The 12,582-nt window shown below is 65.5% G+C and carries 5 protein-coding genes and 3 rRNA genes; 6 read left to right on the forward strand and 2 right to left on the reverse strand.

The features are described from left to right. The first annotated feature begins 383 nt into the window (after positions 1–383). Entirely contained in the window at positions 384–1,841 is a 1,458-nt protein-coding gene (gene ahcY / locus OEIGOIKO_RS25700; protein ID WP_125056000.1) for an adenosylhomocysteinase, read from the forward strand. A 132-nt stretch (positions 1,842–1,973) separates the two neighbouring features. Then, positions 1,974–2,588, forward strand: a complete 615-nt coding sequence (locus tag OEIGOIKO_RS25705; protein WP_125056001.1) for a hypothetical protein — start codon at positions 1,974–1,976, stop codon at positions 2,586–2,588. 112 nt (positions 2,589–2,700) lie between these two features. Here the strand turns inward: OEIGOIKO_RS25705 and OEIGOIKO_RS25710 are convergent, their stop codons facing one another. Beyond that, entirely contained in the window at positions 2,701–3,816 is a 1,116-nt protein-coding gene (locus tag OEIGOIKO_RS25710; RefSeq protein ID WP_174857218.1) for an RDD family protein, read from the reverse strand. A gap of 130 nt (positions 3,817–3,946) precedes the next feature. Between OEIGOIKO_RS25710 and OEIGOIKO_RS25715 the strand changes: the two genes are divergently transcribed. The 4 genes from OEIGOIKO_RS25715 to rrf all read left to right on the forward strand — a co-directional run bounded on the left by OEIGOIKO_RS25715 (position 3,947) and on the right by rrf (position 10,854). Further along, on the forward strand, positions 3,947–4,954 hold the full coding sequence (locus OEIGOIKO_RS25715) for a stage II sporulation protein M (protein WP_125056002.1): 1,008 nt from the start codon (positions 3,947–3,949) through the stop codon (positions 4,952–4,954). A 754-nt stretch (positions 4,955–5,708) separates the two neighbouring features. Continuing rightward, positions 5,709–7,237, forward strand: a 16S ribosomal RNA gene (locus OEIGOIKO_RS25720). A 302-nt stretch (positions 7,238–7,539) separates the two neighbouring features. Then, positions 7,540–10,661 (forward strand): 23S ribosomal RNA (locus OEIGOIKO_RS25725). A 76-nt stretch (positions 10,662–10,737) separates the two neighbouring features. Further along, positions 10,738–10,854: ribosomal RNA gene (gene rrf / locus OEIGOIKO_RS25730) — 5S ribosomal RNA — on the forward strand. Together the 16S, 23S and 5S rRNA genes form the textbook arrangement of a ribosomal RNA operon. Positions 10,855–11,264: 410 nt before the next feature. Here the strand turns inward: rrf and OEIGOIKO_RS25735 are convergent. Beyond that, entirely contained in the window at positions 11,265–12,575 is a 1,311-nt protein-coding gene (locus OEIGOIKO_RS25735) for a DUF58 domain-containing protein (protein WP_125056003.1), read from the reverse strand. Positions 12,576–12,582 lie beyond the last annotated feature (7 nt).

Genomic DNA, 12,582 nt, shown 5'->3' on the forward strand with positions numbered 1-12,582 from the left:
CTGCGCACCCGTACCCGCCGCCGCTGCCCGCACCGCGGCCGTCGGCCGCGAACCCCGCCGCCCGTACGCATTTTCCTAGGGCGGGCTGGGGTTCCAGGGGGCGATCGGTGTAGATTCGTGCCCAGTGCCAGACGTCGCTGCTGATGGCGGTCGGGCGGTCCGCCCCGCGGACCGGCCGAGGGAGAGAGGGCCTCCGACGGACTGCGCTGCGGCCAGGGGAGAGGTGTGTCCGCCCACGCGGAACCGCCCGTACGGTATGCCGTCCCGGACGGTGTTCCGCTCATGCGGTACGTCCGCCCGCGCGACACTCCGGGCGGCGACGTCCCCACCTGCCCGCGCCGCAGACTGCCAGCCAACCACCCTCGACCCCGGGAGCAACCCGAATGTCGACCGCAGCCAACAGCCAGGACTTCAAGGTCGCCGACCTGTCCCTCGCCGCCTTCGGCCGCAAGGAGATCACCCTCGCCGAGCACGAGATGCCCGGCCTGATGGCGATCCGCAAGGAGTACGCCGCCGCGCAGCCGCTGGCCGGCGCCCGCGTCACCGGCTCGCTGCACATGACCGTGCAGACCGCCGTGCTGATCGAGACCCTCACCGCTCTCGGCGCCGAGGTCCGCTGGGCCTCCTGCAACATCTTCTCCACCCAGGACCACGCCGCGGCCGCCATCGCGGTCGGCCCGAACGGCACCCCCGAGAACCCGCAGGGCGTCCCGGTCTTCGCCTGGAAGGGCGAGACGCTCGAAGAGTACTGGTGGTGCACGGAGCAGGCGCTGACCTGGCCGAACTCGCCCACCGGCGGCCCGAACATGATCCTCGACGACGGCGGGGACGCCACGCTCCTGGTCCACCAGGGCGTCGAGTACGAGAAGGACGGCAAGGCCCCCGCCGTCGAGACCGCGGAGAACGACGAGCACCGCGCGGTCCTGCAGCTCCTCAACCGCACCCTCGCCGAGTCCCCGCAGAAGTGGACCAAGCTGGCGTCGGAGATCCGCGGTGTCACCGAGGAGACCACCACCGGCGTGCACCGTCTCTACGAGATGCAGCGCGACGGCAAGCTGCTCTTCCCGGCGATCAACGTGAACGACGCCGTCACCAAGTCGAAGTTCGACAACAAGTACGGCTGCCGCCACTCCCTGATCGACGGCATCAACCGCGCCACCGACACCCTCATCGGCGGCAAGACCGCCGTCGTCTGCGGCTACGGCGACGTCGGCAAGGGCTGCGCCGAGTCGCTGCGCGGCCAGGGCGCCCGCGTGATCATCACCGAGATCGACCCGATCTGCGCGCTGCAGGCCGCGATGGACGGCTACCAGGTCACCACCCTGGACGAGGTCGTCGAGACCGCCGACATCTTCGTCACCACGACGGGCAACAAGGACATCATCATGGCCTCCGACATGGCCAAGATGAAGCACCAGGCCATCGTCGGCAACATCGGCCACTTCGACAACGAGATCGACATGGCCGGCCTCGCCGCCATCGACGGCATCGTCAAGGACGAGGTCAAGCCGCAGGTCCACACCTGGACCTTCCCCGACGGCAAGGTCCTGATCGTCCTGTCCGAGGGCCGCCTGCTCAACCTCGGCAACGCGACCGGCCACCCCTCCTTCGTGATGTCCAACTCCTTCGCGGACCAGACCCTGGCCCAGATCGAGCTGTTCACCAAGCCGGCGGAGTACCCCACCGACGTCTACGTGCTGCCCAAGCACCTGGACGAGAAGGTCGCCCGCCTCCACCTGGACGCCCTCGGCGTCAAGCTCACGACCCTGCGCCCCGAGCAGGCCGCCTACATCGGCGTCACGGTCGAGGGCCCGTACAAGTCCGACCACTACCGCTACTGATCCCCGCGCGCCCGGTGCCCGCCCCGCCACCGCGACCATCGGGCACCACCACCGGCAGCCGGTGATCCAGGCCCCCGCCCAGCACCACGGCGGGGGCCTGACCCGTACCACCGGACCCGACCAAGGACCCCCATGCCCCGCGGCCGCTACTCCCTCCACGACCCGCACGATCACACCCCCCTCGGCGAAGAACACTTCCACTGCGCCACCGGCCCCTCCGGCTGGCGCTACGTCTCCCAGCTCACCACCCCCTCCGGAGACCACGCGGGCTCCGTCGACCTCACCCTCGACGACCTCGGCCGCCCCATCCGCCTCGAACTCCACGCCGGCGGCTGGCAGGTACGCGGCGCCGCCCTGGAAGGCGTCACCTGGGTCCGCACCGACCCGACCGGCGCCCACGCCACCGAAGGCAACGTCCCCGCCCACGCCTTCACCGGCGCGTCCCCCGCCTTTCTCGTCGCCACCGCCCGGCTGCTGCGCCCCGCCCCCGGCACCGGAGCCGTCCGCACCCGCCTCGTGGCCTTCACACCCCCCGTCCTCGCACCCCGCACGCTCGACCAGTCCTGGGCCTTGGTGAACAGGACAGCACACCCCACTGACAACGGCCCGCTGACCGCGGACGAATACCAGGTCAACGACCTGGAGACCGGTGAACAGCACGCCGTCCACCTCGCCGGCGACGTCGTCCTGTCGGCCCCCGGCATCGAACTCGAAGACCTGGATACCCCACCCTCGGCCTTCACCTGACCGCCGACACTCACCACCCCGCACCGCACGGCGGCCGCCCCTCGTACCCCGCGTGCGGCATACCCGCCGCCCCCTCGGCCTCGTCACCGTCCCGCCGCGCCCGGCCCCGCCCTCACACCGGCGGCGTGAACCCCGTACGCCGCGCCCGGCTGCCCGCCGCCCCGCTCCCGTCTCCGTCCTCGTTTACGTCCCCGGACCCGGCCTCCCCAGCCCCGGACCCAGCCTTTCCGCCCCCGACTTCCCTGGCCCGAACAGCATCCTCCCCGGCGCTCACACCACCCTGCTCCGCCACCGGCACCACGTACGACGCCGCCACCTGCGACGCCCCCGACCCGTCCGCCCCGCGCCCGTAGCCAGTACCTCCGTACGCCTCACCCCCGTACACGCCACTCCCGTACGGCCCTCCATAGGCACCCTCGTACGGACCTCCATACGCACCCCCCTGCCCGGCAGCCACCGGACCCGGAGCCCCCAACGGAGCCCCGAACGCCCGCTGTGCCTCCCGCGTCTGCCGCTCACCCGTCACCGCGGCCAGATACAGCGCCGGATACATCCCCGCCGGCACCGACGCCCCGGTCCAGCCGCACAGATCCGCCGCCAGCCGAGCCCCCATCGCCCCGCCGACCTGCGGATCGAGCTGCCCTATTCGGCTCAGGTACTGGCGCACCGTGAGCCACCAGCCGTCCGGAACCCGCGACAGGTCCAGCGCGCCGAGTTCCGCCGCCAGCCAGGGCGGCGGGGGCGGCAGCGCGGGCATCCCACGCGGGGTGGGTATCCGCTCCCGTACGACGACGGTGCCCGCGAACACGTCACCGAGCCGCCGCCCCCTGGCCGAGACCAGCGAGGCGATGCACGCCACCACCCCCATCGTCAGCACGATCTCCACCGCACCCAGCGCACCGCGCACCAACGCGTGCCGGAACCGGACCGGCCCGCCGTCCTCACGCACCACCCGCAGCCCGCACACCAGCTTCCCGAGCGACCGGCCGTGACTCAGCGTCTCCACCACGATCGGCACCCCGACCAGCACCAGCACGAACAACGCCACCGACACCGCGGCCCGCGCCGCCTCGTCCATGGACGCCGTGGCGCTGAGCAGCAGCAGCGACACCAGCACATAGGCACTCCAGGTCACCGCGAGATCGACGAGGACCGCCAGCGCCCGGCTCGGCAACCGGGCCGGCCGCAGCCCGAGTACCACCGCCTCGCCCGTCACGAGCTCGTTCACCTGCGCCGCCCTTCCTTGCCCCACCTCGTACCGGTCCGTTCCCGAACCGCCGCCCGCCCCATGGCCGACCGGGCCAGTCTGCCAAGCTGACGGCACAGTCACCTCACGGCCGCCGCCAGGAGCTGAATCCATGGACCTCGATGTCTTCGTAAGGGCCCACCGCGCCGAGTGGGACCGGCTCGAAGAACTGCTGCGCCGTAAACGCCGCCTCACCGGCGCCGAGGCCGACGAACTGATCACCCTCTACCAGCGCACCACCACCCACCTGTCCCTCCTCCAGGCCAGCGCCCCCGACCCCGCTCTTACGGGACGTCTCACCTCCCTCGTGGCGCGCGCCCGCAGTACGGTCACCGGCGCGCGCAAGGCATCCTGGCGCGACGCCGCCCGTTTCTTCACGGCGTCGTTCCCCGCCGCGGTCTACCGCCTGCGCCACTGGTGGGTGCCGACGGCCCTGCTCTCCACCGCGGTCGGCGCGCTCATCGCCTGGTGGATCGCCACCCACCCCGAGGTCCAGGCCGCCATCGGCGCCCCCGAAGACCTGCGCGCCATGACCCGCCCCGGCGGGGAGTACGAGACGTACTACTCCAGTCACCCCGCCGCGTCCTTCGCAGCCCAGGTGTGGACGAACAACGCGCAGGCGGTCGCCCTGTGCCTGGTCCTGGGAGCCTTCCTCGGCCTGCCCGTCTTCTGGGTGCTCTTCCAGAACATGCTCAACCTGGGCGTCGGCCTCGGCCTGATGGCGTCGGCCGGCCGGCTCGACTCCTTCCTCGGCCTCCTCCTCCCGCACGGCCTCCTGGAACTCACCGCGGTCTTCGTCGCCGCCGGCATCGGCCTGCGCCTGGGATGGACGGTCATCGACCCCGGCCCACGCACCCGCCGCAACGCCCTCGCCGAAGAGGGCCGCTCCGCCCTCGGCGTGGCCGTCGGCCTGGCCGCCGTACTGTTCGTGTCGGGCGTCCTCGAAGGCTTCGTCACCCCGTCCGGCCTGCCCACCTCGGCCCGCATCTCCATCGGCGTCGTCGCCGAGCTGGCCTTTCTCGCGTACGTGTACGCTCTCGGCGGCCGTGCCGTCCGATCAGGCGAAACGGGGGATGTCGACGAGGCGGACCGCGAGGCACCCGTACCGACCGCGGCCTGATGTGCGCGCGACCCCGCTGACCTGCTAATCTCCTCATCTCCCCAAGATGTCCGTTGACACGGGCAGGGCGGGGAGGTAGATTCGAACGGTTGCCACGGACTAGACATGTTCGAGCGCAACGGTTAGTCTCTCGTCTGCTTCGGTCGGAACATCGATTCCGCGAAGCACCCCCGAATCTTTATCCGGAAAACGTTCTCCGATTTCAGGTCGGCATAACGCTTCTGATAAAGTCGGAACAGCCGAAAGGCAAACCCCTCCGACAATCATCGGAAACGAATTAGGACCGGAAACGGACCGCAAGTCGGATCTGATAGAGTCGGAAAGGCCGAAAAGCGAAAGTCGGACGGCCGCCCCGCTCCAGCAGGGAGCCGGAAACGGAAAGCGGAAACGCCGAACGGATCTGGTAAGGTTGGAACCGCGAAGAAGCCGAAAGGCCGAAACGCACCGGCGGAAATCAGGACCGCGAGGATCTGATAGAGTCGGAAACGCAAGACCGAAGGGAAGCGCCCGGAGAGCCTGGTGAAACAGGCACAAAGGAAGCGTCCGTTCCTTGAGAACTCAACAGCGTGCCAAAAATCAACGCCAGATATGTTGATACCCCGTCCACCGGCACACGCCGGAGGATGAGGTTCCTTTGAAAAGCCCACCAGCACCCGAGCGGTGCGGGTGGCACACACAGCGAGGACGCTGTGAACGGGAAGCCTATTCCGCTTCCTGTTCCGCTCTCGTGTGTTACCGGGAGATCCCGGAAACATTCACGGAGAGTTTGATCCTGGCTCAGGACGAACGCTGGCGGCGTGCTTAACACATGCAAGTCGAACGATGAACCTCCTTCGGGAGGGGATTAGTGGCGAACGGGTGAGTAACACGTGGGCAATCTGCCCTGCACTCTGGGACAAGCCCTGGAAACGGGGTCTAATACCGGATACGACACGGGATCGCATGATCTCCGTGTGGAAAGCTCCGGCGGTGCAGGATGAGCCCGCGGCCTATCAGCTTGTTGGTGGGGTAATGGCCTACCAAGGCGACGACGGGTAGCCGGCCTGAGAGGGCGACCGGCCACACTGGGACTGAGACACGGCCCAGACTCCTACGGGAGGCAGCAGTGGGGAATATTGCACAATGGGCGCAAGCCTGATGCAGCGACGCCGCGTGAGGGATGACGGCCTTCGGGTTGTAAACCTCTTTCAGCAGGGAAGAAGCGCAAGTGACGGTACCTGCAGAAGAAGCGCCGGCTAACTACGTGCCAGCAGCCGCGGTAATACGTAGGGCGCAAGCGTTGTCCGGAATTATTGGGCGTAAAGAGCTCGTAGGCGGCTTGTCACGTCGGATGTGAAAGCCCGGGGCTTAACCCCGGGTCTGCATTCGATACGGGCAGGCTAGAGTTCGGTAGGGGAGATCGGAATTCCTGGTGTAGCGGTGAAATGCGCAGATATCAGGAGGAACACCGGTGGCGAAGGCGGATCTCTGGGCCGATACTGACGCTGAGGAGCGAAAGCGTGGGGAGCGAACAGGATTAGATACCCTGGTAGTCCACGCCGTAAACGTTGGGAACTAGGTGTGGGCGACATTCCACGTCGTCCGTGCCGCAGCTAACGCATTAAGTTCCCCGCCTGGGGAGTACGGCCGCAAGGCTAAAACTCAAAGGAATTGACGGGGGCCCGCACAAGCGGCGGAGCATGTGGCTTAATTCGACGCAACGCGAAGAACCTTACCAAGGCTTGACATACACCGGAAAACCCTGGAGACAGGGTCCCCCTTGTGGTCGGTGTACAGGTGGTGCATGGCTGTCGTCAGCTCGTGTCGTGAGATGTTGGGTTAAGTCCCGCAACGAGCGCAACCCTTGTTCTGTGTTGCCAGCATGCCCTTCGGGGTGATGGGGACTCACAGGAGACTGCCGGGGTCAACTCGGAGGAAGGTGGGGACGACGTCAAGTCATCATGCCCCTTATGTCTTGGGCTGCACACGTGCTACAATGGCCGGTACAATGAGCTGCGATACCGCGAGGTGGAGCGAATCTCAAAAAGCCGGTCTCAGTTCGGATTGGGGTCTGCAACTCGACCCCATGAAGTCGGAGTCGCTAGTAATCGCAGATCAGCATTGCTGCGGTGAATACGTTCCCGGGCCTTGTACACACCGCCCGTCACGTCACGAAAGTCGGTAACACCCGAAGCCGGTGGCCCAACCCCTTGTGGGAGGGAATCGTCGAAGGTGGGACTGGCGATTGGGACGAAGTCGTAACAAGGTAGCCGTACCGGAAGGTGCGGCTGGATCACCTCCTTTCTAAGGAGCACTTCTTACCAACTTCGGTTGGTCAGAGGCCAGAACATCGGCGAATGTCCGGTGCTGGTTGCTCATGGGTGGAACGTTGACTACTCGGCACACTTGACTCAACTGTCACTAGTACTGCTTCGGCGTGGAACGTGTCAGTGGGGCGAGGGTGTCGGGCACGCTGTTGGGTGTCTGAGGGCACGGACCAAGGGTCTGTACCTTCAAACGCCGGCCCCGGTAAAGGCCTGCTTCGGCGGGTTGTGACGGGTGGCTGGTCGTTGCTTGAGAACTGCACAGTGGACGCGAGCATCTGTGGCCAAGTTTTTAAGGGCGCACGGTGGATGCCTTGGCACCAGGAACCGATGAAGGACGTGGGAGGCCACGATAGGCCCCGGGGAGCTGTCAACCGAGCTTTGATCCGGGGGTGTCCGAATGGGGAAACCCGGCAGTCGTCATGGGCTGTCACCCATACCTGAACACATAGGGTATGTGGAGGGAACGCGGGGAAGTGAAACATCTCAGTACCCGCAGGAAGAGAAAACAACCGTGATTCCGGGAGTAGTGGCGAGCGAAACTGGATGAGGCCAAACCAGTCACGTGTGATACCCGGCAGGGGTTGCGTGGTTGGGGTTGTGGGAGTTCTCTTGACCGGTCTGCCGGCCGGTCGGCGAGTCAGAAACCGTTGATGTAGGCGAAGGACATGCGAAAGGTCCGGCGTAGAGGGTAAGACCCCCGTAGCTGAAACGTCAGCGGCTCGTTTGAGAACCACCCAAGTAGCACGGGGCCCGTGAAATCCCGTGTGAATCTGGCGGGACCACCCGCTAAGCCTAAATATTCCCTGGTGACCGATAGCGGATAGTACCGTGAGGGAATGGTGAAAAGTACCGCGGGAGCGGAGTGAAATAGTACCTGAAACCGTGTGCCTACAAGCCGTGGGAGCGTCGCGCAAGAACTTGTTCTTGCGTCGTGACTGCGTGCCTTTTGAAGAATGAGCCTGCGAGTTTGCGGTATGTTGCGAGGTTAACCCGTGTGGGGAAGCCGTAGCGAAAGCGAGTCCGAAGAGGGCGTTGAGTAGCGTGCCCAAGACCCGAAGCGGAGTGATCTAGCCATGGGCAGGTTGAAGCGGAGGTAAGACTTCGTGGAGGACCGAACCCACCAGGGTTGAAAACCTGGGGGATGACCTGTGGTTAGGGGTGAAAGGCCAATCAAACTCCGTGATAGCTGGTTCTCCCCGAAATGCATTTAGGTGCAGCGTCGTGTGTTTCTTGCCGGAGGTAGAGCACTGGATAGGCGATGGGCCCTACCGGGTTACTGACCTTAGCCAAACTCCGAATGCCGGTAAGTGAGAGCGCGGCAGTGAGACTGTGGGGGATAAGCTCCATGGTCGAGAGGGAAACAGCCCAGAGCATCGACTAAGGCCCCTAAGCGTGTGCTAAGTGGGAAAGGATGTGGAGTCGCAGAGACAACCAGGAGGTTGGCTTAGAAGCAGCCATCCTTGAAAGAGTGCGTAATAGCTCACTGGTCAAGTGATTCCGCGCCGACAATGTAGCGGGGCTCAAGCACACCGCCGAAGTCGTGTCATTGCAGTACATACTCCTAACGGGGACTGTGATGGGTAGGGGAGCGTCGTGTGCCGGGTGAAGCAGCACCGGAAGGTAGTTGTGGACGGTTCACGAGTGAGAATGCAGGCATGAGTAGCGATACACACGTGGGAAACGTGTGCGCCGATTGACTAAGGGTTCCTGGGTCAAGCTGATCTGCCCAGGGTAAGTCGGGACCTAAGGCGAGGCCGACAGGCGTAGTCGATGGACAACCGGTTGATATTCCGGTACCCGCTTTGAAGCGCCAAACATCGAATCAGGCGATGCTAAGTCCGTGAAGCCGCCCTGAGCTCTTCGGAGCGTAGGGGAGTGGTGGAGCCGACGAACCAGACTTGTAGTAGGTGAGTGATGGGGTGACGCAGGAAGGTAGTCCAGCCCGGGCGGTGGTTGTCCCGGGGTAAGGGTGTAGCCCGTGCGGTAGGCAAATCCGTCGCACGTTAAGGGTGAGACCTGATGCCGAGCCGATTGTGGTGAAGTGGATGATCCTATGCTGTCGAGAAAAGCCTCTAGCGAGTTTCATGGCGGCCCGTACCCTAAACCGACTCAGGTGGTCAGGTAGAGAATACCGAGGCGTTCGGGTGAACTATGGTTAAGGAACTCGGCAAAATGCCCCCGTAACTTCGGGAGAAGGGGGGCCATTGCTGGTGATGAGTCTTGCACTCTGAGCTGGTGGTGGCCGCAGAGACCAGCGAGAAGCGACTGTTTACTAAAAACACAGGTCCGTGCGAAGCCGTAAGGCGATGTATACGGACTGACGCCTGCCCGGTGCTGGAACGTTAAGGGGACCGGTTAGCTCTGTTTCGACAGGGCGAAGCTGAGAACTTAAGCGCCAGTAAACGGCGGTGGTAACTATAACCATCCTAAGGTAGCGAAATTCCTTGTCGGGTAAGTTCCGACCTGCACGAATGGCGTAACGACTTCTCGACTGTCTCAACCATAGGCCCGGTGAAATTGCACTACGAGTAAAGATGCTCGTTTCGCGCAGCAGGACGGAAAGACCCCGGGACCTTTACTATAGCTTGATATTGGTGTTCGGTTCGGCTTGTGTAGGATAGGTGGGAGACTGTGAACTCGTCACGCCAGTGGCGGGGGAGTCGTTGTTGAAATACCACTCTGGTCGTGCTGGATGTCTAACCTGGGTCCGTGATCCGGATCAGGGACAGTGTCTGGTGGGTAGTTTAACTGGGGCGGTTGCCTCCTAAAGAGTAACGGAGGCGCCCAAAGGTTCCCTCAGCCTGGTTGGCAATCAGGTGTTGAGTGTAAGTGCACAAGGGAGCTTGACTGTGAGACTGACGGGTCGAGCAGGTACGAAAGTAGGGACTAGTGATCCGGCGGTGGCTTGTGGAAGCGCCGTCGCTCAACGGATAAAAGGTACCCCGGGGATAACAGGCTGATCTTCCCCAAGAGTCCATATCGACGGGATGGTTTGGCACCTCGATGTCGGCTCGTCGCATCCTGGGGCTGGAGTCGGTCCCAAGGGTTGGGCTGTTCGCCCATTAAAGCGGTACGCGAGCTGGGTTTAGAACGTCGTGAGACAGTTCGGTCCCTATCCGCTGTGCGCGTAGGAGTCTTGAGAAGGGCTGTCCCTAGTACGAGAGGACCGGGACGGACGAACCTCTGGTGTGCCAGTTGTCCTGCCAAGGGCATGGCTGGTTGGCTACGTTCGGAAAGGATAACCGCTGAAAGCATCTAAGCGGGAAGCCTGCTTCGAGATGAGGGCTCCCTCCTCCTTGAGAGGGTAAGGCTCCCAGTAGACGACTGGGTTGATAGGCCAGATATGGAAGCCCGGTAACGGGTGGAGTTGACTGGTACTAATAGGCCGAGGGCTTGTCCTCAGTTGCTCGCGTCCACTGTGTTAGTTCTGAAGTAACGAACTCGCCTTGTCGGCTGGAGTTGTTATCTTCATAGTGTTTCGGTGGTCATAGCGTTAGGGAAACGCCCGGTTACATTTCGAACCCGGAAGCTAAGCCTTTCAGCGCCGATGGTACTGCAGGGGGGACCCTGTGGGAGAGTAGGACGCCGCCGAACTCCTTTTGATAGTGGAAAGCCCCGCACCGTATGGTGCGGGGCTTTCTGCGTTTGTGCCCCGGCGCTGACGGGGGCTGGGCGCTCCGCGCCGTATTCGACCATGCCTATGCCACGCCACGCCACGTCCACGATCGCGACCAAGGCCCTGCCAGGCTCACCAGCAGGGCCTTTCGTGTGTGCGGATGCCGACCGGAGCCGGCGCGGACTCCGTACCGCGAGCAGCCCTGCGGTCAGCGGCCTGCCGACCCCGGGCGAGCCGCGCCGTGCCTACGGCACTGAGTGCCCGGCCCGGGGCCGTGCGCCTATGCCCCGTAACAACCTTGATCCGTACAGCCTGGGCACAGGGGCCAGCGGCTAGGCGGGGGGCGGGAGAAGAGCTGATGCTCCGGACCGCCTGCAGTCGGCGGCCCCTACAGTCGGCCGGAAGCCTTGAGAGACAGATACGCGTCCGCGAGGTCGGGGGCGAGGCGGGCCGGGGTGGAGTCGATGACCGTGATGCCGAGGCGGCGCAGGCGGTCCGCGCTGCGGTGACGGGCCGCGCGCGTCTGCTCGGCTGCGGCTGCGGCGTATACGGCCTGCGGGGTGTGGCGGGCGGCGGCCATTTCCTCGATACGGGGATCTGCCACCGCGGCGACGATGATCTCGTTGCGCTGGGTGAGGCCGGGGAGGACGGGCAGCAAGCCCTCCTCGACCGGGGCCGTGTCCAGGCCGGTGAAGAGGACGATCAGGGAGCGGCGCGGCGTGCTGCGGTGGAGGGCGGCGGCCAGGCCGTGGGCGTCCGCTTCGACGAGTTCGGGTTCGAGGGGCGCGAGGGCGTCGGTCAGGGCGGGCAGGAGGTCTCCCGCCGCGCGGCCCTGGACGGAGGCCCGTACCCGGCGGTCGTAGGCGAGGAGGTCGACGCGGTCGCCGGCGCGGGACGCCAGCGCGGCCAGCAGCAGCGCGGCGTCCATGGAGGCGTCCAGGCGCGGGGTGTCGCCGACGCGGCCGGCCGAGGTGCGGCCGGTCTCCAGGGCCAGGAGGATGTGCCGGTCGCGCTCCGGGCGCCAGGTGCGTACGGCGACGGTCTGGCGGCGGGCAGTGGCGCGCCAGTCGATGGAGCGGGTGTCGTCGCCGGGGGTGTAGTCGCGGAGGCTGTCGAACTCGGTGCCTTCGCCGCGGGTGAGGATGCTGGTGCGGCCGTCGAGTTCGCGGAGCCGGGCCAGTTTTCCCGGCAGGTGTCTGCGGCTGGTGAAGGGCGGCAGGACGCGCACGGTCCACGGGACGTGGTGGCTGCCCTGGCGGGTCGCGAGGCCGAGGGGGCCGTAGGAGCGGACCGTGACGCGGACGGCGTGATGGTCGCCGCGGCGGGTGGGGTGGAGCGTCGTCGTGACGCGGCGGCGCTCGGCCGCGGGGATGCCCACGCGGTGGCGGGAGGCCGGGGCTTCGGCGCCGGGGGCGAACGAGCTGGGCGGCCAGGCGTCGCGGAGCTGTGCGCGGAGCGGGCGCCGGTCCGGGTTGGTGATGGCCAGGTGCGTACGGGCTTCCTGGCCAAGTCGAACGGATGTTTCACCGGTTCGGGTGAACTGGAGCTTCCGCACTGGCGCGGCGAGGGCCAGGTCGCACAAAATTGCTAGCAGCAAGGCGAGTTGGACGGTGAGGATACCGGTCCAGCTCGGCAGGAGGAGGCCGACGAAGAGAGCTCCGAGGGCGGAGATGAGGGCGGTGCGTCCGGTCAGGGCCACGGCTCGG

Origin of the sequence: Streptomyces paromomycinus, assembly GCF_003865155.1 — a bacterium.
In the GTDB taxonomy this organism is placed as follows: domain Bacteria; phylum Actinomycetota; class Actinomycetes; order Streptomycetales; family Streptomycetaceae; genus Streptomyces; species Streptomyces chrestomyceticus.

What these genes read in the sequence shown, in the direction of transcription:
- ahcY (WP_125056000.1), top strand. Translation starts at nt 384, where the DNA reads ATGTCGACCGCAGCCAACAGCCAGGACTTCAAGGTCGCCGACCTGTCC.
- OEIGOIKO_RS25705 (WP_125056001.1), top strand. Translation starts at nt 1,974, where the DNA reads ATGCCCCGCGGCCGCTACTCCCTCCACGACCCGCACGATCACACCCCC.
- OEIGOIKO_RS25715 (WP_125056002.1), top strand. Translation starts at nt 3,947, where the DNA reads ATGGACCTCGATGTCTTCGTAAGGGCCCACCGCGCCGAGTGGGACCGG.